General features: G+C 71.5%; 23 protein-coding genes. 3 read left to right on the top strand and 20 right to left on the bottom strand.

What is annotated here, in order from left to right; all coding sequences use genetic code 11:
• Positions 1–166 precede the first annotated feature (166 nt).
• Together ACZ7G1_RS13260 and ACZ7G1_RS13255 are read left to right on the top strand one after the other, a co-directional pair.
• Complete coding sequence (locus ACZ7G1_RS13260) at positions 167–946, top strand: CoA transferase subunit A (protein ID WP_470871413.1); 780 nt, start codon at positions 167–169, stop codon at positions 944–946.
• Between the two features lies 1 nt (position 947).
• On the top strand, positions 948–1595 hold the full coding sequence (locus ACZ7G1_RS13255) for a CoA transferase subunit B (RefSeq protein ID WP_470871415.1): 648 nt from the start codon (positions 948–950) through the stop codon (positions 1593–1595).
• Between the two features lie 12 nt (positions 1596–1607).
• Here ACZ7G1_RS13255 and ACZ7G1_RS13250 read toward each other — a convergent pair whose 3' ends face one another.
• The 13 genes from ACZ7G1_RS13250 to kdpF all read right to left on the bottom strand — a co-directional run bounded on the left by ACZ7G1_RS13250 (position 1608) and on the right by kdpF (position 14623).
• Entirely contained in the window at positions 1608–2087 is a 480-nt protein-coding gene (locus ACZ7G1_RS13250; protein ID WP_470871417.1) for a DUF3291 domain-containing protein, read from the bottom strand.
• A gap of 32 nt (positions 2088–2119) precedes the next feature.
• Positions 2120–2791, bottom strand: coding sequence for a helix-turn-helix transcriptional regulator (locus ACZ7G1_RS13245; protein ID WP_470871418.1), 672 nt, complete (start codon positions 2789–2791; stop codon positions 2120–2122).
• Between the two features lie 66 nt (positions 2792–2857).
• Complete coding sequence (locus tag ACZ7G1_RS13240; RefSeq protein WP_470871420.1) at positions 2858–4225, bottom strand: tetratricopeptide repeat protein; 1368 nt, start codon at positions 4223–4225, stop codon at positions 2858–2860.
• 253 nt (positions 4226–4478) lie between these two features.
• On the bottom strand, positions 4479–4838 hold the full coding sequence (locus ACZ7G1_RS13235; protein ID WP_470871422.1) for an ArsR/SmtB family transcription factor: 360 nt from the start codon (positions 4836–4838) through the stop codon (positions 4479–4481).
• A gap of 2 nt (positions 4839–4840) precedes the next feature.
• Entirely contained in the window at positions 4841–5200 is a 360-nt protein-coding gene (locus tag ACZ7G1_RS13230; RefSeq protein ID WP_470871424.1) for a zinc ribbon domain-containing protein YjdM, read from the bottom strand.
• Between the two features lie 51 nt (positions 5201–5251).
• On the bottom strand, positions 5252–5929 hold the full coding sequence (locus ACZ7G1_RS13225; protein ID WP_470871425.1) for a response regulator: 678 nt from the start codon (positions 5927–5929) through the stop codon (positions 5252–5254).
• Between the two features lie 34 nt (positions 5930–5963).
• A complete protein-coding gene (locus ACZ7G1_RS13220) occupies positions 5964–7136 on the bottom strand; it encodes a sensor histidine kinase (protein ID WP_470871427.1) in 1173 nt (390 codons plus the stop codon).
• A gap of 74 nt (positions 7137–7210) precedes the next feature.
• A complete protein-coding gene (locus ACZ7G1_RS13215; RefSeq protein WP_470871429.1) occupies positions 7211–9268 on the bottom strand; it encodes an MMPL family transporter in 2058 nt (685 codons plus the stop codon).
• Between the two features lie 157 nt (positions 9269–9425).
• Entirely contained in the window at positions 9426–10067 is a 642-nt protein-coding gene (locus tag ACZ7G1_RS13210) for a LysE family translocator (protein WP_470871431.1), read from the bottom strand.
• A gap of 16 nt (positions 10068–10083) precedes the next feature.
• A complete protein-coding gene (locus ACZ7G1_RS13205; protein WP_470871433.1) occupies positions 10084–10752 on the bottom strand; it encodes a potassium-transporting ATPase subunit C in 669 nt (222 codons plus the stop codon).
• Positions 10753–10758: 6 nt separating this feature from the next.
• The gene (kdpB, locus tag ACZ7G1_RS13200; RefSeq protein WP_470871435.1) at positions 10759–12864 is read right to left on the bottom strand and encodes a potassium-transporting ATPase subunit KdpB; all 2106 of its coding nucleotides are present in this window, start codon (positions 12862–12864) and stop codon (positions 10759–10761) included.
• Positions 12861–14525: a potassium-transporting ATPase subunit KdpA gene (gene kdpA, locus ACZ7G1_RS13195; RefSeq protein ID WP_470871437.1), complete on the bottom strand. Its 1665-nt coding sequence runs from the start codon at positions 14523–14525 to the stop codon at positions 12861–12863. The genes kdpB and kdpA overlap by 4 nt, the downstream gene beginning before the upstream one ends.
• Before the next feature lie 8 nt (positions 14526–14533).
• A complete protein-coding gene (gene kdpF, locus ACZ7G1_RS13190) occupies positions 14534–14623 on the bottom strand; it encodes a K(+)-transporting ATPase subunit F (protein WP_470871438.1) in 90 nt (29 codons plus the stop codon).
• A 368-nt stretch (positions 14624–14991) separates the two neighbouring features.
• Between kdpF and ACZ7G1_RS13185 the strand changes: the two genes are divergently transcribed.
• On the top strand, positions 14992–16953 hold the full coding sequence (locus tag ACZ7G1_RS13185; RefSeq protein ID WP_470871439.1) for an APC family permease: 1962 nt from the start codon (positions 14992–14994) through the stop codon (positions 16951–16953).
• 55 nt (positions 16954–17008) lie between these two features.
• On the opposite strand, the gene pntB is transcribed toward ACZ7G1_RS13185, so the two are convergent.
• From pntB to ACZ7G1_RS13150, 7 genes are all read right to left on the bottom strand, one after another.
• Positions 17009–18427, bottom strand: a complete 1419-nt coding sequence (gene pntB / locus ACZ7G1_RS13180) for a Re/Si-specific NAD(P)(+) transhydrogenase subunit beta (RefSeq protein WP_470871440.1) — start codon at positions 18425–18427, stop codon at positions 17009–17011.
• 1 nt (position 18428) lies between these two features.
• The gene (locus ACZ7G1_RS13175; protein ID WP_470871441.1) at positions 18429–19952 is read right to left on the bottom strand and encodes a Re/Si-specific NAD(P)(+) transhydrogenase subunit alpha; all 1524 of its coding nucleotides are present in this window, start codon (positions 19950–19952) and stop codon (positions 18429–18431) included.
• Positions 19953–20052: 100 nt separating this feature from the next.
• Complete coding sequence (locus tag ACZ7G1_RS13170) at positions 20053–20796, bottom strand: alpha/beta fold hydrolase (RefSeq protein WP_470871443.1); 744 nt, start codon at positions 20794–20796, stop codon at positions 20053–20055.
• Between the two features lie 43 nt (positions 20797–20839).
• Positions 20840–21748: a helix-turn-helix domain-containing protein gene (locus ACZ7G1_RS13165; RefSeq protein ID WP_470871444.1), complete on the bottom strand. Its 909-nt coding sequence runs from the start codon at positions 21746–21748 to the stop codon at positions 20840–20842.
• Positions 21749–21789: 41 nt separating this feature from the next.
• A complete protein-coding gene (locus ACZ7G1_RS13160) occupies positions 21790–22641 on the bottom strand; it encodes an alpha/beta fold hydrolase (protein WP_470871446.1) in 852 nt (283 codons plus the stop codon).
• Between the two features lie 138 nt (positions 22642–22779).
• Positions 22780–24027, bottom strand: coding sequence for a PucR family transcriptional regulator (locus tag ACZ7G1_RS13155; RefSeq protein WP_470871447.1), 1248 nt, complete (start codon positions 24025–24027; stop codon positions 22780–22782).
• A 137-nt stretch (positions 24028–24164) separates the two neighbouring features.
• Positions 24165–26993, bottom strand: coding sequence for an ATP-binding protein (locus ACZ7G1_RS13150; RefSeq protein WP_470871449.1), 2829 nt, complete (start codon positions 26991–26993; stop codon positions 24165–24167).
• Positions 26994–26998 lie beyond the last annotated feature (5 nt).

Below are 26998 nucleotides of genomic sequence, written 5' to 3'. Positions count from 1 at the left end.
GATGACCCCGGTGGAGGTGGTCACCACCACCTCCACCGGGGTTGATATGTGGATGACAGACATGGTCGCCCCTTCTGCCCGCTGCCTAGGCTCGCAGCCAGTCGGTTGGACCGGCACCGGCTCTGACCTGCGCGGTCGACCGGCTGCCCGAAGGGAAAGGGACCTCATGGGTCTGGACAAGACGGTCGCGAGCGCGGCGGAGGCGGTGGCCGACATCCCCGACGGCGCCTCCCTCGCGGTGGGCGGCTTCGGGCTTTGCGGCATACCCGGCACGCTCATCGACGCCCTGTGGCAGCGCGAGGTGAACGGCCTCGACATCGTCTCCAACAACTGCGGCGTCGACGACTGGGGCCTCGGGCTGCTGCTCGCCGCCGGCCGGATCTCCCGCATGACGAGCTCGTACGTGGGCGAGAACAAGGAGTTCGCCCGCCAGTACCTGAACGGCGAGCTCGAAGTGGAACTCGTACCGCAGGGAACCCTGGCCGAGCGCCTGCGGGCCGGCGGCACCGGCATCCCCGCCTTCTACACCCCGGCGGGCACCGGGACCCAGGTCGGCGAGGGCGGACTGCCCTGGCGTTACGCCCCCGGGGGCGGCGCGGTGGCCGTCGCCTCACCGGCCAAGGAGACCAGGGAGTTCGGCGGACGTCCGTATCTGCTCGAACACGGCATCACCACCGACTTCGCCCTGGTCCGCGCGACCATCGGCGACCGGCACGGCAACCTCGTCTTCCGCTCGTCGGCCCGCAACTTCAACCCGCTCGCCGCCATGGCCGGCCGGATCACCATCGCCGAGGTCGACCACCTCGTCGAGCCGGGCGAACTCGACCCCGACGAGGTCCATCTGCCCGGCATCTTCGTCCAGCGCGTGGTCCGGGTGTCCCCCGGCGACCCCGCGGCCGAGCGGCGCATCGAGCGCCGGACCGTTCGACCGGAAGGCGGTGCCTGAGATGGCCCTGACCCGCGACGAGATGGCGGCCCGCGCCGCCCGTGAACTCACCGACGGCAGTTACGTCAACCTCGGCATCGGCCTCCCGACGCTGATCCCGAACCACCTGCCGGCCGGCATCGAGGTGGTCCTCCAGTCCGAGAACGGCATCCTGGGCGTCGGCCCGTACCCCACCGAGGACGAACTCGACGCCGACCTCGTGAACGCCGGCAAGGAGACCGTCACCACCCTGCCCGGCGCCTCGTTCTTCGACTCCGCCCTGTCCTTCGGCATGATCCGCGGCGGCCACATCGACGCCGCCGTCCTCGGGGCCATGCAGGTCTCGTCCTCGGGCGACCTCGCCAACTGGATGATCCCCGGCAAGATGGTCAAGGGCATGGGCGGGGCGATGGACCTCGTCCACGGCGCCGGCCGGGTCATCGTCCTCATGGAGCACACCGCGAAGGACGGCACCCCCAAGCTCGTGGACGTCTGCGCCCTGCCGCTCACCGGCCGGTCCGTCGTCGACCGGGTCATCACCGACCTCGCCGTCGTCGACGTCACCGAGGACGGCTTCGTCCTCGCCGAACTCGCCCCGGGCGTCACCCTCGACCAGGTCCTCGCCGCCACGGGCGCCGAGCTGAGGGTCCCGGCCCACATCGGAGCCTGAGGGCCGCCGGGCCTACACGCTCCGCGGCGCCGCCTCGGCCGGGCCGTAGGAGGAGGCGAAGGTGAAGGCGCGCGGGGATGGTCCGTCGGCCCGCAGTTCCGCGAGCCGTTCCAGGGCCTCGTCGACGGTGGGGAGGTGGCCGGCCGGGACCCACCACAGCACCAGGTGCGCCTCGACGTGCCGGGCGAACCAGTCGCGGCGGCGCCGCATCACCTCCAGGTGCCCGCTGCGGTAGGCGAAGTCCCACAGCGCCTCCTGCGTCTCCCACACCGACAGGTTGACGATCACGTTCTCGCCGGCGGGGCGGAGCGCGGTCGCGTCGGCGGCGCCGTCCTCCACGAGCCGCCAGACGAAGCCGGGGGCACTGTCGGCGGCGGCGTTGACCGGGTCGAGCATCTCGACGAAGGGCGCCACGCGGGGGTCGTCGAGCGGGTAGCGGAGTGTGGCGACGTTCAGCTGGGCGAGGTGGGCGGCGTGCTCGGATGCGGTCATGGCCTCATCCCAGCACGCCGCGCTTTTCTATGTCAATCATCGTTGCTTTTAGAAGGCTCGACCACCACACAGCACTCCCCCGGCCGGGCGTCCATGCGCGCACGGAGCGGCCCCTCCCCGCCGATCAGGCCTTCGAGCAGCGCGAGGTTCATGCCACAGACGAGGGGCGGGAAGCGTTCGGCGACGGTGTGGAAGGGGCAGTTGCGCATCCGGACCACCGGACCGGCCGCGCTCTCGTTCTCCTCGACGCGCGGCTCGTAGCCGCGCCCGGCCAGCAGCTCCACGACCTCGTCCAGGTCGGCGCAGGCCGGCGCCGCTCCCCGGAGCGCCTCGCCCCGGCGGCGTGCGGCCGCGAAGAGACCGGCGTCGAGGCCCGCTTCCTCCGCGGCCTCGGCGAGGAGTTCGGCGGCCGTCCGGTAGTCACGGGCGGGCAGCGACACCGACCGCTCCCCCGGCGCCCGCGTGTACACCTTGGCGGGGCGCCCGGCGCCCGGTCCCGAGCGGCCGGTCAGCCGCCGGCTGCCGCTCTCCAGGAGACCGGCCTCGGTCAGCTTCTCCAGATGGTGCGCGGCGAGCGTCCGCGCCACCCCGGCCGCCTCGGCGGCCTCGTTGCGCCCGACCTCCCGGCCTTGGGCCGCCACGTACTCGTACAGGCGGCGGCGTACCGGATCCTGCAGCACCGCGATCGCGTCGATGTCCTCCACACGCCCAGTCTAGAAACAACGCGGATGGGAGATAGAAGCGTCCCGGTGCCTGCTCGCGGGCGGGTCTCAGCTGCCGCCCGGCCGCCCCGCACCGACCGCCGTGGCCAGGCGGGCCTGGCTGAGCCGGTTGTACGGGCTGTCCGGGCGCAGTCCGGTCCGTTCGCTGATCAGGGCGCGGGCCTGGTCGTGCCGGCCGGCCCGCAGGGAGGATTCGAGCAGGGTTCGCTGGACGGCGTCGCGCTGGGCGTGGCTGCCGCCGAACTCGTGGAGGCGGCGGCGCAGCGGCCACAGGAGGTCCACGGCGGCCCCGTGGTCGCCGTGCGCGTGCGCGACCAGGGCCCGGCAGACGGGGAGGCCGATCTCCGCGGTCATGGCGTCGTTGGTCAGCGTGCCGGCGTCCGCCCGCTCCAGCCATCGCCGCCGGTCGGCGATGAGCCGCTCGGCCTCGGCCGGGCGGCCGGCTCCGACGTAGGACATGACGGCGTGCACGTCGTTGAAGGCGTAGAACGGCGGGTCGGCCCGGTCGGCCCACGCGTCGGCGAGCGCCTCCCAGCGTGCGGCCTGGTCGGCGCCGTTCAGCTGGATCCGCCACAACAGGGCGGCCGCGTCGAGGAGTTCCATGGCGAGGCCGGCGGACGCCTCGTGGTGGAGGGTCGTGTCGTAGACGCGCAGCGCGGTGTCGGTGTCGCCCGCCTCCAGGGCGAAGAGGGCGTAGTGCCACCAGTTGTGGACGGCGAGGAAGTTGCCGTCCGACCAGTCGGGGGTCCGCGCGTCCAGGTAGGCGATGCCGTCGGTGTACCGGCCGCGCATTTCGTGGGTGTGGACGACGGCGTGGACGGCCCACACGTCACGCGGGTTGCGTTCCACGGCGGCCCTGCCGACCTCCTCGGCGCGGTCGTAATGACCCGACTCCTCAAGACCGAAGGCGTACATGCCGAGCAGCGGCCCCCGGTGGGGGTCGTCCGCTTCCCAGGCGGACAGCGCGCCGCCGACGCGGTCGCGCAGGCGGACGGCGTCACCGGTGAGGAAGTCGAGCTGGTGCCCCACGAAGAGGGCGAGCGCGTCCCTGGGGTACGTCAGGGTGAGCCGCTCCAGGATGCCGCTCGCCCGCTTCAGGTCACCGGCGAGGAGGCTCTCGGCGGCGGCCGTGTGGAGGCGCTCGCGCGGCGGGAGCGCCGCACGGTCCAGGTCCTTGGCGTACTCGGCGAACCGGTCGCGCGCTCCCACGGCGTCGGCGGGCTCGGTGCCGAGCACGCCCAGGTAGGCCGCGAAGGCCTGCCCCACGGGCGAGGCGGGGTCGGCCGCGAGCAGGTCGCCGACGGCGCCGGCCACCTCCGGCCGGAAGAACAGCAGCGCCTCCACCGCCCGGTCCAGGTGCGCCGCCCCTTCTTCCGTCCCCTCGTGCAGGACGTGGCCGTACCGGTCGGTCGCCATCCCAGATCACCTCACGCGACGCCTCGGGAGAACACGAACAGCGTCCCGCACACGGAACGCCAGCCCCATGTAGCCAGTTCAGTCCCGTCGCGCCCAGTCCCCGAACAGGTGACGCGAGGGCACACCGGGGCGCACCCGGCGCACGGACCGGGCGCGGTGCGAGCACGGACCGGACGGTGCGGGCGCCGTCCGGCGAATGCTCGGTGTACCGGTAGAGCCGGATGTCGCGGTGCCGGGGCGAACCCGGTGACCGTCAGGGGCTCGGCGGCTCCGGCGCCGCCCCCGGCGTGGTGGCGCGGAGGTCGGCGAGCAGTTCCGCCTGACCGGCGAGGACGCCCGAGAGGATCGACCTCGCCACGGCGAGCAGCTCGGCGACCTGGGGGGAGGTCAGCGAGTAGTGGACGCCGGAGCCCTCCCGTCGCGCGACGACCAGGTTCGCCCTGCGGAGCACGGCGAGCTGCTGGGAGAGGTGGGCGGCCTCGACGCCGACCTCGGCGAGCATCTCCGAGACGGCGTGCTCGCGCTCGCTCAGCAGCTCCAGGACGCGGATGCGGACGGGGTGCCCGAGCGTCTTGAAGAACTCCGCCTTCAGTTGGTAGAGCGGCCGGCTCACCGTCAGGCCTTCTTGACCACGCTGGACTTGAGCTGCATGGGTCCGAAGCCGTCGACCTTGCAGTCGATGTCGTGGCCGTCGACGCCGTCCACGAGCCGGATGTTGCGGACCTTGGTGCCGGCCTTGATGCCGGCGGGGCTGCCCTTGACCTTGAGCGTCTTGACGACGGTCACCGTGTCGCCGTCCGCGAGCACGTTGCCCACCGAGTCCTTGATCACCTTCTCGCCGCCGCCCCCGTCACCGTCGGCCGTCCCGGCCGCCGGGGACCACTCGTGGCCGCATTCGGGGCAGACGAGCAGCGCGCCCATCTCGTAGGTGTAGGCGCCGGAGCACTGGGGGCAGGGAGGCAGGTTCTCGTTCACCAGCCGACTATAAATCGAATCCGTCAATTGCGAAAATTGGCAACTGTTCGTCTAGCCGGGCGCCTGCCCGGGTGCCGCGCCCGGGGTCACCAGGCCCGACTCGTAGGCGACGATGACCAGTTGGGCGCGGTCGCGGACCGCGAGCTTGCCCATGATGCGGCTGACGTGGGTCTTGGCCGTCAGGGGTGAGAGGCCGAGGGCCTCGGCGATCTCCGTGTTGTTGAGGCCGCGGGCCACGAGCGCCAGGACCTGGCGCTCCCGGTCCGACAGGCCTTCCGGGCCGCCTGCCGTGGGCGCGTCGGGGATGGCGAGGGCGCGGGCGATCAGCCGGGAGGTCGGCCCTGGGGAGAGAAGGGCCTCCCCTGCCGCGACGGTGCGGATCGCGGCGAGGAGTTCGGCCGGGCGGATGTCCTTGACGACGAAGCCCGAGGCGCCGGCCCGCAGGGCCTCGACGATGTGTTCGTCGGTGTCGTAGGTGGTGAGGACGAGGACCTTCACCCCGGCCAGGTCCTCGTCGGCGGCGATGAGACGCGTGGCGCCGATCCCGTCGAGCTCGGGCATCCGTATGTCCATCACCACCAGGTCCGCCCGGGCGGAGCGGGCCAGCTCCACCGCCTCCTTGCCGTTGGCGGCCTGACCGACGACCTCCATGTCGGGCGCCGAGTCGACGAGCATCGCGAACGACGCCCGCACGAGCATCTGGTCGTCCGCCAGCAGCACCCGGATCACGCCGGCACCTTCCCCACCACGAACAGCACCCGGATCATGCCGGCACCTCCCCCGCCACGAGCGGCAGCGCCGCGGTGACCTCGAATCCCCCGCCGTCGCGCGGGCCCGCGCTCAGTGTGCCGCCCACGCTCCTGGCCCGCTCGCGCATCCCCACGATCCCGTACCCGGCGGGGCGCGGCCCGTCGGCGCCGGGGACGACACCCACAGCGGCCCCGCCGGCGGCACCGCTGTTGGTGACCCGTACCGTCAGCGTCTCGTCCGCGAGACCGACGTCGACCCGCACGCGCGTGTCCGGGCCTCCGTGCCGCACGGCGTTGGTCAGCGACTCCTGCACGATGCGGTACGCCGCCGCGCCGACCGCCGCCGGGACCTTCGCCGCGCCGGTCCGTACGGTCAGGTCCGCGCCCGAGGGTCTGACGAGATCGGGCAGGGACGCCAGGTCGGGCAGCGGGCCTTCGGGGGCGGCTCTGAGGACGTCCAGAGTGGTGCGCACCTCGGCCCTGGCGTCCCGGCAGGTCTCGGATATCCCTTCGAGGGCGCGGACGAGGGCCTGGCGGTCGAGCCGGTCGGGGTCGGCGACGAGGATGTGCGCGGCGACCGAGGTCTGGACGCCGATGAGGGTGATCGAGTGCGCGAGGAGGTCGTGGAGGTCTCTGGCGATGCGCAGCCGCTCCTCGGTGGCCTTCCGCTCGCCCTCGCGCTCGGCCCGCTCCAGCATGCCCGCCACGAGCTTGCGGTAGAGCCGGATGCTGGTGCCGAAGACGAGCATGGCGATCACCCAGCCGGAGACCCTCAGCAGCTCCACGACCTCGTGCGGGTTGACGAGGATCTGGATGCTGAGCGTGATGGAGGTGACCGAGAGGCCCACGATCAGCGTGCGCTGGGGCCGGCCGGTGGACGCGACCGTGTACAGCGCGGTCATCGAGGCCGGTATCGGCGCCAGGTGCATGTAGTCGAGCGCGTGGTAGGGCGCCACACAGGCGACCACCGCGCACAGGACCGGCAGGGGTGCCTTGCGCCGCCAGGCCAGCGGGACGTGCGCGGCGAGCAGTAGTGCCCAGCCCACGGCGTCGGGCCTTCGGCCGTCGTCGACGGTCAGCGCGAGGAAGGCCGCGACGAGCGCCCAGCCCACCGCGGCCATCGCGTCGGACCGCACCGGGTGAGGCGCGGCCTGCGGGTCGCGGGTCAGGGCCGCTGCGAAGTCCATGGTGTCCATCCTTCCCGTGGGAGGGGGCTCCCGGTAGTCCCGGAAGCCCCCACTCGTCCCTGATCGGAGCCGTCTCAGACCCCTACGGGCGTCCGTTCGGGGGCGGGCTCCGCACCGGGGCCCGTCGCGGGCCTCGTGGCCAGCGGTCCTGGCCACCACACCTTCCGGCCGAGCAGCACGCTCGCGCTGGTGACGAGGTACGTGCGGACCAGGAAGGTGTCGAGCAGCACGCCGACCGCGATCACGAAGCCCAGCTCGGCCAGTTGCACCATGGGCATGTTGACGAGGACCGCGAAGGTGGCGGCGAGGACGAGGCCCGCCGAGGCGATCACCCCGCCGGTGGTGCGCAGCGCGGTGAGCGCGGCGGCCCCCGGCTCCGTCCCCTTCAGGCACTCCTCGCGCATCCGGTGCATCAGGAAGATCCCGTAGTCGACCCCGAGGGCGACGAGGAAGACGAAGGACAGCAGGCCGAGGCCGGGGTCGGTGCCCTCGAAGCCGAAGAGGGACTCGAAGACGAATCCGCCGATGCCGAGGGCCGCGCCCCACACGGCGACGACCGCGGCGACGAGGACGAGCGGTGCGACGAGGCTGCGCAGGAGCACGATCAGCACGATCGTCACGACGACCAGGACGAGCGGCACGACGATGTTCCGGTCCCTGGCGCTCGTGTCGGCCATGTCGAGCTGTTCGGCGCTCGGTCCGCCGACGTACACGCCCTCGCCGAGCGCGGACCGCAGTTCCTCGATGGTCGCGGTCTCGGCCGCGGACTGCGGCGGATGTGCGGCGACCACGGAGATCTCCGTCCAGCCGTCGCCGCTGCGGCCCCGCTCGGCCTTGGCGACCCCGTCGTTCGCGCGCAGGACCTCCAGGGCCCCGGGGGCGCCGGCCGTCGGGGCGACCACGGTGATCGGCTGGGTGCCCAGCTCCGGGTACGCGGCCGCGAGGGTCTTCATGGCGGCCACCGCCTCCGGGGTGGAGCTGAAGGAGTCCTCCTGCTTGAGGGCCCCGGGCAGGTTGAGCGTGCCGAGGGCGAGCGCGGCCAGCGCGGCGGCGCCCGCGAGGAGGACGGCGAGCGGTCGCCGGCCCGCAGAGGAACCCATGGCGGCGAAGAGCGAGCGGCGCGGGGCCCTGGCCTCGCTTCCGTACGCCGGGATCAGCGGCCAGAACACCCGCCGGCCGAGGACGACGAGCAGCGCGGGCAGCAGCGTCGTCATCGCGACCAGCGCGCACAGCACCCCGACGGCGGCCGTCGGCCCCATGCCCCGGCTGCTGTTCATGTCGGCGGTGAGCAGGCACATCATGCCGAGGGCGACGGTCCCCGAGGACGCGAGGACGGCGGGGCCGCAGCCGCGCAGCGCGGCGGCCATGGCGTCGTACGGGCGCGGGACACGGCGCAGTTCCTCGCGGTAGCGCGAGACGAGCAGCAGCGCGTAGTCGGTGCCCGCGCCGAACACCAGGATCGTCATGACGCCGGTGCTCTGGCCGGAGACGCTGATGTCGAAGCCCTGGTGGAGCGCGTACGTCACGGCCATGGAGAGGTAGTCGGCGACGCCGGCGACGGCCAGGGGGACGAGCCACAGGAACGGGCTGCGGTAGATGACGATGAGGAGGATCGCGACGACGGCCACGGTCGTGTAGAGGAGCGGGCCGTCGAGGGACTGGTACACCTCGCTCGCGTCGGTGGCGAGCGCCCCCGGTCCGCCGACCTCGCCGCTCACGGTCTCCCGGACGTCGTGGACGAACGCGTCCCTGGCCTTCTCGTCCGTGCCCGGCTCGTTGCTCGACACGGCGTACAGGAGCGTGCTGCCGTCCTCGGCGGGCACCGGCCTCGGGGTCGAGGTCAGCGGGTGTTCGGCGGCGACCTTCGCCACTTCCCGGGCCGCGGTCTCCCGGTCGGCCGCGGTCAGCCCGCCCTCACGGTGGTAGACGAGGACGAGGTCCGTCGAGTCCCCGCCCGGCAACCGTTCGGTGATCTTCGCGACCTGCGTCGAGTCGGCGCTCGCCGGCAGATAGTCGACGGCCCGGTCCCGCTGCACGTCGCCGAGCTTCCCGGCGAGTGGCGCGGCCAGGGCGATCACGATCACCCACAGCGCCAGTACCCCCCAGCCGACCAGTCTCCTACGGCCCCCCATCGCGGGCCTCCCTCCATCGGTCTCCATCGGTTCGATCCCAGACTCCCGTCGTACGGAGGGGGATTCGTCGCGCTGAAGACCGAGCCGGGCACTACTCCCGCAGGCGGCACCCGGCCCCGATTACTCCCTGGGGAGTACGGAGAGTCCTCCGCCCGCATCAGTCGCCGAGCGCGAGCCGGACACCGAAGGCGGCGATGACGGTCCCGGTGACCCGGTCGAGCACCCGGCGGGCCCGCGGCTTGCGGAGCCAGCCGTGCATCACGCGCGCGAAGCCGATGAGCACCGCCGACCAGGCCAGACCCAGGACCACGTGCACCGAGGCGAGCAGCAGCCCCATGGCCAGGTGGTCGGCGCCCTCGGGGATGAACTGGGGCAGCACGGCGACGTAGAAGGCGCCCACCTTCGGGTTGAGCAGATTGGTGAGCGTGCCCTGCCGCCAGCCGCCCTTGGCCGAGTCCTCGGCGGCGAGCAGCGCGGCGTCGTCCCCCGCCTCGGCGGCGGGCACGCCCCGGAACGTGTCCCGCAGCATCCGGGCCCCCATCCACACCAGATACGCGGCGCCCGCCCAGCGCAGGGTGGTGTAGGCGAGCTGGGAGGCCGTCAGGAGCGCGGTCACCCCGAGCGAGGTGAGCGCGCCCCACAGCAGGGTGCCGGTCTGGATGCCGAGGACGACGCCCCAGGCCCTCCTGCGCCGGCCGAGGGCCGAGGTGCGCAGGATCAGCGCGGTGTCGAGCCCGGGGGTGAGGGTGAGAAGCCCTACGACGAGGGCGAAGGACCACAGCGAAGTGCTCGTTGCCATGGACCGCCAGCCTACGTCATCGGCCTTCGGCCAGTTCCTTGAGCGCGATGTTGAGTGCGAGGACGTTCACGCGGGGCTCGCCGATGAAGCCGAGGACGCGGCCGTCGGTGTGCTGGTCGACCAGCCTGGTGACCTGTTCGACGGTGAGGTGGTTCCTCTCGGCGACCCGGTGGATCTGGAGCCTGGCGTACTCCGGGGAGATGTGGGGGTCGAGGCCCGAGCCGGAGGAGGTGACGGCGTCGGCGGGGACGTCTGACGGCTTGACGGTGTGGCCGCCGACCGAGTTGTCCTTGATGACGGCGGCCTTGGCGTCCTGGACCCACTGGATGAGGTCCTTGTTGTCGCCGGAGCGGTTGGTCGCGCCGGAGAGGATCAGCTTGTACCGGGTGTTGACGCTGTTGGTGCCCAGGCCGTTGGACGGGCGCGGCTGGAACCACCTGAGGTCGGGCGAGGCCGTCTCCTCGCCGTCCTTCAGGGGGAGGGTGTAGGTCTGGCCGATGAGCGCCGAGCCGACGACCTTGCCGTCCGCCTTCACCTCGGAGCCGTTCGCCTTGCCGGGGAAGGCCACTTGGGCGATGCCGGTGACGGCGAGCGGGTAGAGGACGCCGCACAGGACGGTCAGGACGAGGAGGGCGCGCAGGCCGGCCGCGACCACGCGGCCCGTGTTTCCCACAGAGTTGTTCATGATCCGTCAGCCGATTCCGGGGATGAGGGAGAGGAGCAGGTCGATGATCTTGATGCCGATGAACGGGGCGATCAGGCCGCCGAGTCCGTAGATCCCGAGGTTGCGGCGCAGCATCGAGTCGGCGCTGCTCGGCCGGTAGCGGACGCCCTTGAGGGCGAGCGGGACCAGGGCGATGATGATCAGCGCGTTGAAGATGACGGCCGACAGGATCGCGGACTCCGGCGAGGCCAGGCCCATGATGTTGAGCTTGTCGAGGGACGGGTAGGCCACGGCGAACATCGCGGGGATGATCGCGAAGTACTTGGCGACGTCGTTGGCGATCGAGAAGGTGGTCAACGCGCCTCGGGTGATGAGGAGTTGCTTGCCGATCTCGACGATCTCGATGAGCTTGGTGGGGTTGGAGTCGAGGTCGACCATGTTGCCGGCCTCCTTCGCGGCCGACGTGCCGGTGTTCATCGCCACGCCGACGTCGGCCTGCGCGAGCGCGGGGGCGTCGTTGGTGCCGTCGCCGGTCATCGCGACGAGCTTGCCGCCCGCCTGTTCGCGCTTGATGAGGGCCATCTTGTCCTCGGGCGTGGCCTCGGCCAGGAAGTCGTCGACTCCCGCCTCCTCGGCGATCGCCTTGGCGGTCAGCGGGTTGTCGCCGGTGATCATGACGGTCTTGATGCCCATGCGGCGGAGCTCGTCGAACCGTTCCCGCATCCCCTCCTTGACGACGTCCTTCAGGTGGATGACGCCCAGGACCCGGGCGCCCTTCCCGTCCTTGACGGCCACCAGCAGGGGCGTACCGCCGGCCGCCGAGATCGTGTTCGCCAGGGCGTCGGCGTCCTCGGCGATCGCGCCGCCCTGCTCCCGTACCCAGCTGATGACCGAGCCGGCCGCGCCCTTGCGGGTCTGCCTGCCGTCCACGTCCACGCCGGACATGCGGGTCTGGGCGGTGAACTCGATCCAGCTGGCGTGCGCCAGTTCGCCCTGGTGGCGTTCGCGCAGGCCGTACTTCTCCTTGGCGAGGACCACGACGGAGCGGCCCTCGGGGGTCTCGTCGGCGAGCGAGGAGAGCTGGGCGGCGTCGGCGAGCTCGGCCGCCGTGGTGCCCTTGACCGGGACGAACTCGGCGGCCTGACGGTTGCCGAGGGTGATCGTGCCCGTCTTGTCGAGCAGCAGTGTGGACACGTCTCCGGCGGCCTCGACGGCCCGGCCGGACATGGCGAGGACGTTGCGCTGGACCAGCCGGTCCATGCCCGCGATGCCGATCGCGGAGAGCAGCGCGCCGATCGTCGTCGGGATGAGGCAGACGAGGAGCGCGGTCAGGACGATGAGGGAGGTCTGCTTGTCAGCGCCCGCGTAGATCGCGAAGGGCTTCAGGGTGACGACCGCGAGCAGGAAGACGATCGTCAGCGAGGCCAGGAGGATGTTGAGCGCGATCTCGTTGGGGGTCTTCTGCCGTGCGGCGCCCTCGACCAGGTTGATCATCCGGTCGATGAAGGTCTCGCCCGGCCTCGTCGTGATCTTGATGACCACCCGGTCGGACAGCACCTTCGTGCCGCCGGTGACGGCGCACCGGTCGCCGCCGGACTCGCGGATCACGGGAGCGGACTCGCCGGTGATCGCGGACTCGTCGACCGAGGCGACGCCCTCGACGACGTCGCCGTCGCCGGGGATCACGTCACCGGCCTCGCACACCACCAGGTCACCGATCTTCAGCTCGGTTCCGGGAACCCGCTCCTCGTTCTTGCCGATGAGACGGCGGGCGACGGTGTCGGTCTTGGCCTTGCGCAGGGTGTCGGCCTGGGCCTTGCCCCGGCCTTCGGCGACGGCCTCCGCCAGGTTGGCGAAGACCGTGGTCAGCCACAGCCAGGCGGTGATCGCCCAGCCGAACCAGTCGCCGGGGTTCTTGACCGCCAGGACGGTGGTGACCACCGAGCCGACGAGGACGACGAACATGACCGGGGATTTGACCATCACGCGCGGGTCGAGTTTGCGGATCGCGTCCGGGAAGGAGGCGATCAGCTGCTTCGGGTCGAACAGGCCGCCGCCGACCCGCCCGGCCTCGGGCCGGTGCCCCGTGGGTACGTTCGGGTGGGGCGCCCGGGTGGGAGTCATGGTGCTCATGCTGCGAGCCCTTCGGCGAGCGGTCCCAGCGCGAGGGCCGGGAAGTAGGTGAGACCGGCGACGATCATGATCGTGCCGACGAGAAGGCCGGTGAACAGCGGTTTCTCGGTGCGCAGCGTGCCCGCCGTCTCCGGCACCGGCGTCTGCTCGGCCAGCGAACCCGCCAGCGCGAGCACGAACACCATGGGCAGGAACCGGCCGAGCAGCATCGCGATGCCGATCGTCGAGTTGAACCACTGCGTGTCCGCGTTGAGACCGGCGAACGCCGAACCGTTGTTGTTCGCACCCGAGGTGTACGCGTAGAGGATCTCGGAGAAGCCGTGCGCGCCCGAGTTCGTCATCGAGTGCGCCGGCGTGTCCAGGACGAACGAGGCCGCGGTGAAGCAGAGGACCAGGGCCGGGGTGACGAGGATGTAGCAGGCCGCGAACTTGATCTCGCGGGTGCCGATCTTCTTGCCCAGGTACTCGGGCGTGCGGCCGACCATCAGGCCGGCGATGAACACCGCGATGACCGCCATGATCAGCATGCCGTAGAGGCCGGAGCCGACACCTCCGGGCGCGATCTCGCCCAGCTGCATGCCCAGCATCGTGATGCCCCCGCCGAAGCCGGTGTACGAGGAGTGGAAGGAGTTCACCGCGCCGGTCGACGTCAGCGTCGTCGCCACCGCGAAGATCGACGAGCCGGCGATCCCGAACCGGGTCTCCTTGCCTTCCATGGCACCGCCGGCCAGATCGAACGCCGGTCCCTGGTGGGCGAATTCGGTCCACATCATCAGTGCCGTGAACCCGACCCAGATCGCGGCCATCGTGCCGAGGATCGCGTACCCCTGCTTCAGCGAGCCGACCATCCGGCCGAAAGTCCGCGTCAGCGCGAACGGGATCACCAGGATCAGATAGATCTCGAAGAGGTTCGACATCCCGTTGGGGTTCTCGAAGGGGTGGGACGAATTCGCGTTGAAGTAACCGCCGCCATTCGTGCCCAGTTCCTTGATGACCTCCTGCGAGGCCACCGCACCGCCGTTCCACTGCTGCGCGCCACCCGTGAACTGGCCGACCTCGTGGATTCCGGAGAAATTCTGGATCGCGCCGCACGCCACCAGCACCAGCGCGCCGATCACCGAGATCGGCAGCAGGATCCGGACCGTACCCCGGACCAGGTCGGCCCAGAAGTTGCCCAGCTCCCCCGTCCGCGAACGGGCGAAGCCGCGCACCAGCGCGACCGCCACCGCGATGCCCACGGCCGCCGACACGAAGTTCTGCACCGCCAGACCACCGGTCTGCACGACGTGGCCCATGGCCTGCTCGCCGTAGTACGACTGCCAGTTCGTGTTCGCCACGAACGACGCCGCCGTGTTGAACGCCTGGTCGGGGTCGATCGACACGAACCCGAGCGACCCGGGAAGCGACCCCTGCACCCGCTGGAGCAGGTAGAGGAACAGCACGCTCACCGCGGAGAAGGCCAGCACTCCGCGCAGGTACGCCGGCCAGCGCATCTCCACCGACGGGTTCGCGCCGATCGCCTTGTAGATCCACTTCTCGGGCCTGTAGTGCTTCTCCGAGGAGTACACCTTCGCCATGTGGTCACCCAGCGGCCGGTACGACAGGCCCAGCGCGACGACCAGCGCCAATAGCTGGAGAACACCAGCAAGAACGGGACTCATATCCGTACTCAGAACCTCTCCGGCTTGAGGAGGGCGAGAACGAGATAACCCACCAGAGCGGCGGCCACGATCAGACCGACGACATTCTCGGCATTCACAGCTTGGCCACCCCCTTGGCGATGAGAACCACCAGCGCGAAGACCGCGAGCGTGGTGACGACGAAGGCCACGTCGGCCATCGTGAGCTCCTGAAAGGAAGAAGAACGGATACTCGGACGAGATGAGAAAACATCCTTTCGACCGCCCGCCGGCTTCCGTTGACGCCTCTCTTACGCTCCCGACCTCCCTCTTGACGCGTCCCCTACGCCGGACGGCCGTGGGGGGGTCCGACGCCCTGACGGGGATCTTGACGATTCCCTGATGCTCTCGGGCGAGTCGGCGCGTCAGCGGCTGCTTACGCTGGCTCGGCCATCCGTGCGATGGCCGAAAACCGCAGCCCCCACCCCGAGCAGCCCAGGAGCACATCCATGACCACCCCGACCGATGCGCACGTGCGGACCGCGCGTTTGCGCGCGTGGATGCTGGAGGGGTTGTCCGACATGGGCAAGGGCAAGCCGTCCCGGCCGATGGAGGCCGCGCCGGACGCCGGGCACAAGGGACAGCGGTGGTGGCGCGTGATGTGCCTGACCGGTGTCGACTACTTCTCCACCCTCGGCTACCAGCCCGGCATCGCGGCGCTGGCGGCCGGGCTGCTGTCCCCCGTCGCCACCGTCGTGCTCGTCATCGTGACGCTGGCGGGCGCGCTGCCCGTGTACCGGCGGGTGGCGGAGGAGAGCCCCCGCGGCGAGGGCTCGATCGCGATGCTGTCGCGGCTGCTGTCGTTCTGGAAGGGCAAGCTGTTCGTCCTGACACTGCTGGGCTTCGCCGCCACCGACTTCCTCATCACGATCACGCTCTCGGCGGCCGACGCCTCCACCCACCTGGTGGAGAACCCGCACCTCGAAGAGGCCCTCCACAACAAGCAGCTGCTGATCACGATGGTGCTGATCGCGCTGCTCGGCGCGGTGTTCCTGAAGGGCTTCCTTGAGGCGATCGGCGTCGCCGTGGCCCTCGTCGGCATCTACCTCGGCCTCAACGTCGTCGTGGTGATCAGCGGTCTGTGGCACGTGATCACCGAAGGCCATGTCGTCACGGACTGGACCGCCGCGCTGACCGCGGAGCACGGCAACGTCTTCGCGATGGTCGGGGTCGCCCTCCTCGTCTTCCCGAAGCTGGCCCTCGGTCTGTCCGGCTTCGAGACCGGCGTCGCCGTCATGCCGCACGTCAGGGGCGACGAGGATGACACCGAGGAGAAGCCCACCGGGCGGATCAGGGACACGAAGAAGCTCCTGACGACGGCCGCGCTGATCATGAGCGTGTTCCTGATCTGCACGAGCTTCGTCACCACCGTCCTGATCCCCCACGAGGAGTTCGAGTCGGGCGGGCAGGCCAACGGCCGTGCGCTCGCCTATCTCGCGCACGAGTACCTCGGGAACGTCTTCGGCACGGTCTACGACGTCTCGACCATCGCGATCCTCTGGTTCGCCGGCGCCTCGGCCATGGCGGGCCTGCTGAACCTGATGCCGCGCTACCTGCCGAAGTACGGCATGGCCCCGCACTGGGCGCGCGCGGTGCGGCCCATGGTGATCGTCTTCACGCTGGTCGCCTTCCTGGTCACGTGGATCTTCGACGCCGACGTCGACGCCCAGGGCGGCGCGTACGCCACCGGTGTCCTCGTCCTGATCTGCTCGGCGGCCATCGCCGTGACGATCGCCGCCCGCAAGGCCGGGCAGAAGGGCTGGACGATCGGCTTCGGCGTGATCTCCGCCGTGTTCCTCTACACGACCGTCGTCAACGTCATCGAACGCCCCGACGGCGTCAAGATCGGCGCCTGCTTCATCGCCGGCATCATCCTCATCTCGCTCCTCTCCCGCCTCGGCCGGGCCTTCGAGCTCCGCGTGACCCACGTCGAACTCGACGACATGGCTGAGCGCTTCATCCAGGACATCTCCCGCCGCACGCCGCGCTTCATCGCCAACGAGCCCGACACCAGGGACGTCGCCGAGTACCGCGACAAGATCGAGCAGATCCGCGCCGACAACGACCTCCCCACCACCGACGACTTCGTCTTCATCGAGGTCACCATCACCGACCCCTCCGAGTTCGAGGCAGGTCTGACCGTCCGCGGCGAGGTCCTCCACGACCGCTACCGCGTCCTGACCGTCGAGTCCTCCTCCGTACCCAACGCCCTCGCGGCCCTGCTCCTCCACGCCCGTGACACCACCGGCGTCCGCCCGCACGTCTACTTCGAGTGGACCGAGGGCAACCCCTTCGCCCACTTCTTCCGCTTCTTCCTCCTCGGCCGCGGCGAGGTCGCCCCCACCACCCGCGAGGTCATCCGCGAAGCGGAACCCGACCGCGACCGCCGCCCCCGCGTCCACGTGGGCTGATGACGAAGGCCCGGGACCGCGAGCGCGGACCCGGGCCCTCGGCCTGGTCGGTGCGTCAGAGCGCGCCGACGATGTCCTCGACCCTGGCCTTGGCGTCGCCGAAGAGCATCGCCGTGTTGTCGCGGAAGAAGAGCGGGTTCTGCACGCCCGCGTATCCGGAGGCCATCGAGCGCTTGAACACGATGACCTTGTTCGCCTCCCAGACCGTGAGGACCGGCATGCCGGCGAGCGGGCTCGACGGGTCGTCGGCGCCGGCCGGGTTGACGGTGTCGTTGGCGCCGATGACGAGGACGACGTCGGTGTCGGCGAAGTCCTCGTTGATCTCGTCCATCTCCAGGACGATGTCGTACGGCACCTTGGCCTCGGCGAGCAGGACGTTCATGTGGCCGGGCAGGCGGCCGGCGACCGGGTGGATGCCGAAGCGTACGTCGACGCCCTTCGCGCGCAGCTTGGAGGTGAGCTCCGCGACCGGGTACTGGGCCTGGGCCACCGCCATGCCGTAGCCGGGCGTGATGACCACGGAGCCGGCGGCGGCGAGGAGTTCGGCGGCGTTCTCGGCGGTGATCTCGGTGTACTCGCCGTAGTCGACGTCCGATCCGGACGGCGCCTCGATGCCGAAGCCGCCCGCGATGACGGAGACGAAGGAGCGGTTCATGGCCTTGCACATGATGTAGCTGAGGTAGGCGCCGGAGGAGCCGACGAGCGCGCCGGTGATGATGAGGAGGTCGTTGCCGAGCAGGAAGCCGGAGGCGGCGGCGGCCCAGCCGGAGTAGCTGTTGAGCATGGAGACGACGACGGGCATGTCGCCGCCGCCGATGGAGGCGACCAGGTGCCAGCCCAGTGCCAGCGCCAGGGCGGTGACGGTGATCAGCAGCCACAGCGCCGGGGTGATCACGAACCAGACCGTCAGGGCGACGAACAGGCCGAGCGCGCCGAGGTTGAGGGCGTTCTTGCCCGGGAGCATCAGCGGCTTGGAGGCGATCCTCGCGGAGAGCTTGAGGTTGGCGACGATGGAGCCGGTGAAGGTCACGGCGCCGATGAACACGCCGATGAAGACCTCGGCGTGGTGGATGCCGAGGGTGCCGAGCGCGTCGAGGGCCACGGCCTCCTCGCCGGCGGGCCGGTGCTCGACGTCGAGGTAGCCGTTCCAGCTGACCAGGACGGCCGCGAGGCCGACGAAGGAGTGCAGCAGGGCGATGAGTTCGGGCATGCCGGTCATCTCGACGCCGCGGGCCCGCTGGAGTCCGATCAGCGCGCCGACCAGCATGGCCAGGAGCATGAGGCCGAGCCCGGCGGCGCTGATGTCGCCGTCGAGGGCGAGGACGACGGTGGCGACGAGGGCGATGCCCATGCCGAGCATGCCGAAGGCGTTGCCGAGCCGGGCGGACTCGTGCTTGGAGAGGCCGGCCAGCGCGAGGATGAACAGCAGGGCGGCGACGAGGTAGGCCGCCTGCGCGGCGAGGGTCGCGGTCATGTCAGCTCCTGTTGAACATGGCGAGCATGCGACGCGTCACCGCGAAGCCGCCGAAGACGTTGATACTGGCCAGCAGGATCGCGACCGCCGAGAGGACCGTGACCGTGGTTTCCCCGTGCCCGATCTGCAGCAGGGCGCCGACCACGATGATCCCGGAGATCGCGTTCGTCACCGACATCAGCGGTGTGTGCAGGGCGTGGTGGACGTGCCCGATCACGTAGTAGCCGATCACGATCGCCAGCACGAACACCGTGAGGTGGGGCAGCAGCGCCGCCGGGGCGAAGCCCGCGGCGAGGAACAGGACGAGGGCCGCCAGCGCCACCCCGCCGAACTTCCGGCCCGCCGTCACCGGCGTCCTCGCCACCGGCACGGCCGTCGCGGTGGGTACGGCCGGGGCCGGGGCCGCCGAGACCTGCACCGGCGGGGGCGGCCAGGCCGACTCTCCTTCGCGTACGACGGTGATCGAGCGCTGCACCGGGTCGTCCCAGTCCAGGACCAGACGGCCGTCCTTGTCCGGCGTCATCAGCTTCAGCAGGTTGACCAGATTGGTGCCGTACAGCTGCGAGGCCTGGGCCGGCAGCCGACCCGCCAGATCGGTGTAGCCGATGATCGTCACGCCGTTCTCGGTGACGGTCTTCTCGCCCTTGACCGTGCCTTCGACGTTGCCGCCGTTCGCGGCCGCCATGTCCACGATCACCGAACCCGGCCGCATGCTCGCCACCATCTCCGCCGTCAGCAGCGTCGGCGCCGGACGCCCGGGAATCAGCGCGGTGGTGATCACGATGTCGACCTCGCGGCACTGCGCCGCGTACAGCTCGGCCTCGCGCGCCTTGTAGTCCTCGCCCATCTCCTTGGCGTAACCCGTCTTGGAGACCTCGGCCTCCGCCGACTCGATCGACAGATACTCACCGCCGAGCGAGCGGACCTGGTCGGCGACCTCCGGACGCGGATCGGTCGCCCGCACGATCGCGCCCAGCGAGCCCGCCGTCCCGATCGCCGCCAGACCGGCAACGCCCGCACCCGCCACCAGCACCCGCGCCGGCGGCACCTTCCCCGCCGCCGTCACCTGACCCGTGAAGAACCGCCCGAACTCGTGCGCCGCCTCCACCACCGCCCGATACCCCGCGATGTTCGCCATCGACGACAGCACATCCATCGACTGCGCCCGGCTGATCCGGGGCACGGCATCCATCGAAAGCGCCGTGAAAGGCCGACGCCCCAACTCCTCCACCATCGCCGGATCGAACGCCGGCGCGAACAGGGCGATCACCGTCGCCCCAGGCCGCACACCGTCCAACTGCGCGGGGCTCGGAGCGTTCACGCCCAGCACCACGTCGGCGGCCACCGCGTCCCCGATACGCGCCCCCACGGCCTCGTACGCGCTGTCGGGGAAACCGGCCGCCGTACCCGCACCGGAGTCGACCACCACCTCGTACCCCAGCTTGCGCAACTGTTCGACGGTCGCCGGCGTGGCCGAGACACGGTGCTCACCCGCCCGCGCCTCTTCGAGGACTCCGACAATCACGGTTGCTCTCCGTTCGCTGTGTCCGTCAACGCATCGGTGACCTGGTGATGTACGACACGACCGACCCGACCGTACTCCCTCGGCCCTCCGCGGCGGTTCGTCAGGCGCGATCACCGGCCAGATCGCCCGATCGGCTCGTCGCTCGTACCGCGGTCCTGATCAGGTCGGCGACTCTGGTGGGTTCGGAGAGGGCGACGGCGTGGGAGGCGTCGGGGAGTTCGACGACGACGGCGCCGGCCCGGGTGGCGCCGAAGCGCTGGACTTCGGGGCTGATGGCGCGGTCGGCCCCGGTGACCAGGGCCCAGGACGGTTTGGTCCGCCAGGCCGCGACGGCCGCGGTCTCGCTGAACGCCGAGGCGGCGAGGGGGCGTTGGGCCGCCGCCAGGACACCGGCGACGTCCTCGGGGACGTCGGCCGCGAAGAGGGAGGGAAACGCCGTCTCGTCGATGGTGACCTCGACCGCGGGGGTGCCGTCGTGGCGCGGATAGGTCCATTCCTTCAGGTGGCGCGTCAGCGGCGGAGCGGGGAAGGTCTCCTGGAGCCGGCCGAGGCTCTCGCCCTCGTGGGGGACGTAGGCGGCCACGTAGACGAGCCCCACGACGTTCTTCGCGACGCCGGCCACGGTGATCAGCGCACCGCCGTACGAGTGGCCGACCAGTAAGGCCGGGCCCTCGAGCTGCGTCAGCACGGAGGCGAGGTAGGCGGCGTCCGACGCCAGGCCCCGGAGCGGGTTGGACGGGGCGATCACCGGGATGCCGCTGCTCCGCAGTTCCGCGATGACGCCTATCCAGCCGGTCGCGTCGGCGAAGGCACCGTGCACGAGGACGACGGTGGGGTGGGGCATGCGAGTTCTCTTCTCGGTGTCGGGCGGGACGGAGCGCTGCTTGTCAGCGCCGTGGCCCGTCCTGGGCGTCGGCGGGCATCGGTGCGAAGGCCGAGGTCGCCAGGGCCTGCCATTCGCTGGGGCTCATGCCGTAGGCGCCGCGGAAGGTGCGGCTGAAGTGGGAGGGGCTGCTGAAGCCCCAGCGGTGTGCCAGCGCGGCCATGGAGATGCGCCGGGTGGAGCGGCCCAGTTCGAACCGGCAGGACTCGAGCCTGCGCTGCCGTACCCACTGGCTCACCGTGCTGCCGTCGTTCTGGAACAGCTTCTGCAGGTAGCGGACGGAGATGTGGTGGGCGCGCGCGATCGACTCCGGCGAGAGGTCCGGGTCCATCAGGTGTTCCTCGATGTGGGCGTGGATGCGGGACAGCATCTCGTTGCCGGTTCCGTACGCTTCGGCCGCCGCGTCCGTCGTGTCCGCTTCGAGGAGCTCCATGACCAGGACGGAGAGGAGGTGCACGGCCGTCCTGGCACGCCGGTCCCCGATCGTGGACCGGCGGAACTCCGTCCTGGCGGCCAGCGCGGTCAGGAAGTCGGACGCCAGCGCGCCGATCCCCTCCCCACCGCGTACGGGGACGCCGAGCACCCGGTCCAGTTCCGCGTCCGTGACGCCCAGGTAGCAGCGCGGCACCCGGAAGAAGATCATCCGGCCGTCCTCGCCGAACCGCAGCGGGTGCCGTCGCGCCGGGTCGCAGAAGACCAGGTCGTTGGGTTCCAGCGGGGTCTCGGAGCGCTCGTGGACGACGGTGACGGGGCCACGGACATGGACGCCGAGGTAGACGTGGTTCCGGTCGTCGGCGTCCGGCATCTCGGAGAGCATCTGGACCAGCCACCCCGAGCGGGAGGACGGCGAGGCCTGTTCGGGCGCCTTCCAGGTGGCCCGTTCGGAGGTACGGGGCATCAGTGTGAGGGTCATGGGGATTCCTAGCCGTGGGTTCGTACGAGTCGAGGGCGGGTTCAGGCCCCTCTCGCCGGCTCCTCGGTCAGGAACTTCTCCACCACGGCGTTGAAGGCCGGCGGGTTCTCCAGGAAGGGGAAGTGCGAGCTCGCCACGTCGGAGGGGAAGACATGCAGCCGTGCGCCGGGGATGCGTGCGGCGACGAACCGCTGAGAGTCGGGGTGCACATGGCTTCCCTCGCAGCCGATCACCAGGGTCGGCACATCGATCCGGGGGAGCACGTCCCGCCAGTCCTGCGCGCAGTGGTCGAACAGCAGCGGTACGCCCTCGCGGGCGGGTGTGGAACCGATCTCCTCGGCGACGAAGGCCAGCATCTCGGGGTCGGGGTCGCCGGAGAACATGCCGCGCACGAAGTCGGCGCGGACCGTGTCGCCCTCGGGGCCCGCCAGGGCCGCGCCCAGGTACAGCAGCCCCGACACGTCGAAGATGGCGCCGGACTCCCGCTGTTCCCGCTCGGTCATCCAGGGCACGGCGGCGACCGCCGCGGGCTGGTCGACGGCGACGAAGCGCCGGATCCGTCCGGTTCCGTACTGGTCGACGAAGCTCCACCACACCGAGACGCCCATGGACCAGCCCAGTGCGTCGAACCGGTCGAGACCGAGGTGGTCGACGAGTTCGAGGACGTCGCGGGAGAGCCGGGCGACGCGATGGCCGTGACGCGGTCTGCCCGACTTCCCGTGGCCGCGGAGGTCGACGGTGACGACGCGCCGACCGGGCGCGAGACCCTCGACCTGGTGGCGGAACATCGCCTGCGTCTGGCCCCAGCCGTGCAGCATCACCAGGGGGACGCCCTCGCCGCCGGTGTCCTGGTAGGCGAGCCGCGCGCCGTCCGCCGTGATCAGTTCCCTCATGGAATCTCCCCTGGTCAGAGGCGGTACGTCAGCCCCGCCCTTCCCGAACATCATCGAATGGGGCCCGTCGCCCGCACCACCGCGAGCTGTAGGAATCGGGCCGTGGATCCTCCTCGCTTTGTCGAAGCGAGTCCCGGGTCAGCCGGCCGCGCGGGCGTCAGGGGCGAGGAGTTCCCCGACCCTGAGGCCGAGGTGCAGGGTGAGCCGGTGGGCGCCGTCGTCGAGGTCAAGGCCGGTGATCTCCTGGATCTGGCGCAGGCGGTAGTACAGCGAGGTGCGGTGGATGCCCAGCGACTCCGCGGTCTTCGGGATGGACCCCGCGTGTTCGAGGAAGCAGCGCAGGGTGTCCCGCAGGCGGTCGCCGCCGTGGGCACCGGTCAGGGTGCGGAGCGGCTTCGGGACCAGGGACGCGTTCAGGGCGTGCTCGGGGAGCTGGAGCAGCACGGCGAGCTCCCCCAGGAGGTCCCAGTCGCCGACGCTCTTCAGGGAGGGCAGCCGGCGGGCCGCGCGGGCCGCCACGAGCGCCTGCTCGTACGACGTCCAGGCCTCGTCCAGGGAGGTGTGCCGGCCACCGACGCCGATCACGGGGTCGGCCGATGGGTCCAGGAAGGTGCGGAGTTCGCCGAGGATGCGGGCGGACTGGGCGGCGACCTCGTCCGGGTACGGCGGCCGGTCGCGCAGCTGGAGCAGGAGCGCCCGCTCCTTGCCGATCGCGATGAGGCCCTGGGCGGAGCGCGTCTGCCGGTATCCCTCGAGCGCCGCCCACAGGGCCGCTTCGGCATGCCGCACGAGCTCCGTCCCGCAGCTGAGCTGGACGACCGTGACCAGGACGTGCTCCGCGGCCCCGAGCAGCCCGAGTTCCTTGCCGCGCCGACGGGCGGTGGTGCGGACGGCGACATCGGTGCCGACGAGTGCGAGGGCGAGGTCCCGCTCGTCGGTCTTCCGGGTGTCGCCGGCGATGTGCTCGCCGTACATCTGGGCCGACATGGCGGCGGCGGCCAGGGCGATGGCGCCGGTCTCCTCCTCCCCCAGGGCCTTCTCGGGCACGACCACCACGAGCAGGCCGAGGAGGTGCCCGCGCTCGCGCAGGGGGACGACGTACCGGGGCAGCAGTCCGAGATCGTCACGGCCGTCGATGAATCCGGGCCGCGGCCACTGGGTGACGCCCTGGGCGAGGACGTAGCGGATGGCCGCGTTGTCGGCGCGGCCCTGGAGCAGGGTGCCGATGCGCACCGGGTCCTCGTCGCCGAAGTGGCGGCTCGTGCAGACCATGCGGACCAGCGGGTCGTCGACGGCGACGGACCGGCCGAGCCGCTCCGCGAGTTCGTCGACGAGCGCCTGGAGCTCGGGGCTGCCAGGGCGGGCTCGCTGGAGCCTTACGGTCATGCGCTGTTCCTCTCTCGATCAACGGTTCGCCGTGGAACTCCCCGTTCCGTGGCTCTTGATCATTCTGAGGAAACGACGACGCCGGCACATCGCATGAATCGTCCATTGCCACGTCACCCATGGGGGATACGAAGCGATCACTCTGCGTGGTCACGCTGCCGCACCAGCCGGGTCAGCTCCGTGCGCGAGGTGACCTCCAGCTTCGTGAAGGCCCGGCGCAGGTGCGAGCCGACCGTGTGGGGTGAGAGGGAGAGCTCTTCCGCCGCCTGCCGGTTGGTGAGCCCTCCGGCGACCAGCCGCACCACCCGTGCCTCCGCGGCGGTCAGTTCCGGCCAGTGGCCGTCGAGTCCGGCCGGCGCGGGCCGCTTGCGGACGCCGGCGGCCCGCAGGCGCCGGCGCGTCCGTGCGACGTCCCGTTCGGCGCCCGCGTGCGCGTAGAGCGCGAGGGCCTTCTCGAAGTACGGCACCGCCTCGGACCTCCGGGTGGCGGCCAGTTTGCGTCCGGCGTCCTCCAGTGCCGACGCCCGGGCCAGCACCCTGGGGCAGTCCTCGTACAGCCGGACGGCGCGCACGAGTGGGGCGAGGTCGTTGTCGAGGAGTCCCCGGGCGTGCGCGGCGGTGGCGGCGAGGAACGTGAGGCCGGGATTGAGCGCGGCTCGCCGCTCGGCCTGGGCGACGGCCTGCGCGGCCCGCTCCAGTGCGCCCGCCCTCAGTGCCAGGCGGACGAGCACCGGGGCGTCGGCGGGGTCGATCAGTCCGGCGTAGGCGGGCCGGTCCTCGGCGGGTGACGTCATCACCTCGTCGAGTTCGGCCATGGCCCGGTCGGGCCGGCCCTCGAAGTCGGCCGTCAGCGCCAGCATCCAGGAGCCGAAGTGGCGGACGACGGGTGCGCCGTCGCTCCGCATGCGCCTGGCCTCCGCCGCGTACGCCCGGACGGTCCGCCGGTCGCCGGTGTGGAGCGCGACGCGCAGCATCACGTACCGGAGCGTGACGTCGGCGAGGTTGCCGGGTCCTGGGTCGTCGGGCGCGGACGCGGCCTCGCAGTCCGCCCGGGCGTCCGCGAGGCGTCCGGCCTCCAGCAGGACGCGGGAGCGGGTCATGAGCCACATGCGGGTGGCGGCCGTCCGGCCCTGCTCCCCGGTGACCCGGATGCCCTCGTCCGCGACGGCGAGCGCCTCGGCGGAGCGTCCGGTGGTGTTGGCCAGGAGGGCGTGCCACAGGGCTTCGGGAACCCACAGGGAGGTGCTGATGCCCAGGGCGTCGGCCAGCGCGGCGGACCGCTCGGCCTGCCGGAACGCCTCGGTCAGGTCCATGCGGTGGAAGCTCACGGCCGACCTGACCGTCGTCAGGGTGGCCTCCGCGGTGCGGTCCCCCGCCGCCGCCGCGGTCTCCCACGCCTCCGCGGCGACCTGTTCGGCCGCCGCGTGCTCGCCCGACATCGACAGGCCGACCGCGAGCATGGCGAGCAGCCGTCCCCTCGCGGCCACGGGGACACCGGGCAGGTCCGCCCCGGCGCGGGCCTGCCGGACGGCTTCGGAGAAGTCGAACGGTATGGCGAGGCGTGCCAGGGCGAGGCGTATGAGCGCCTCGTCCTCGGCTCCGAGACCGCCGGCCGCGAGGGCGGACGCGCCCAGCTCCCGCGCCTGGGCGGCCCGGTCCGTCTGCCAGAGCAGCGGGATCGTCTCGGCGATGATCCCCGGCCGCTCCTGAGCGTCCGCGCCGGCGAGTTCCAGGGCCTTGAGGCTGCGCTCAGCGGCGGGTCCGGGAGCGGTGGTCGCGAGTTCCGCCGCTTCGGTGCGCAGCCGGTCGGCCGCCGCGGCGTCCCTCCGGGCCCGCTTCTCGGTCTCCGTGGCGTCGGCCGGTGTTCCCGGCGTCGGCCCGGCGGCCTGTCGGCGCAGGGCCTGGCGCAGGGGCAGGGGGAGGCCGGCTTCCACCGCTTCGCGGATCAGGTCGTGGCGGAAGGCTAGGCGGTCGCCGCTCTCGGCGAGCAGATCGGCGTCGAGGGATTCCCGTACGGCGGTGATGAGCGCCGCCGAGGACCTGCCGAGCAGTTCGGCGAGCAGCGCGACGGTGACCGTGCCGCCCACGGCGGCGGCCGTCTGCACCAGCTCCCGCGCCTCGTCGGACAGCTGGTCGAGGCGGCGGGCGACCGAGGGGAGTTGCCGTGGTGCGGGCGGTCCGGCCGGCAGCCCGGCCAGGCCGTTCTCGATCGTCACCGCCTCCTCGCGCAGCGAGCCGAGCAGCTCGACCAGCAGCTGGGGCACCCCCTCGGCGCGGTGGGCGAGGCGGAGGACGTCCGGGCCGGGCGGGGCGCCGAGGACGTCCTCGGCGATCCGGGCGACGGCGCGGTCCTCCAGGGCCCCGATGGCCAGCTCGTGCGCGCCGGCCTGACGGATCCGGTCCAGGGTGGTGCGTACTCCTGACGGCACGCTGCCGCCGCGCACGGCGACCAGCCACAGGATCGGGTGGGACGAGAGTCCCGCCGCGAGGGTGTGGAAGGTGAGGAGGGTGAGGTCGTCGCACCACTGGAGGTCGTCGAGGACGACGAGCAGGGGTCCGTTCCGCGCCGCCTCCCGCAGCCGGTCCCCCAGTTCCTGGAGCAGCCAGAACCGCTGGCCGGGGGTGGTGGCGAGGTCGCGGAGCCGCTGGGCGCCCGACAGCGGTTCGTCGCCGCAGAGTACGGCTTCCAGGAGCGGGCCGAGCGGTACGAACAGTTCGTCGGGGTCCGCGGCCCCCGCGAACACCCGCGTGCCCCGTCGCCTCGCGGCCGCCGCGGCCTCGGCGAGAATCCTGGACCTGCCGATTCCCGCGGGGCCCTCCGCCCGGACGATCCCGCCCTCGCCCCGGCCGAGCGCGTCCAACCGCTCCTCGATGAACGCCAGTTCGGCGTCCCTGCCGCGCAGGGGTGTCGGTGCGCCGTCGGGCTCTTCGGGCGCGGTCCTTGTCGTCACTCGGTCGATGCTCATACGGC

The sequence above is a fragment of the Streptomyces sp. NPDC037273 genome (assembly GCF_055603625.1).
This window is presented reverse-complemented; position numbering and strand designations above follow the sequence as displayed.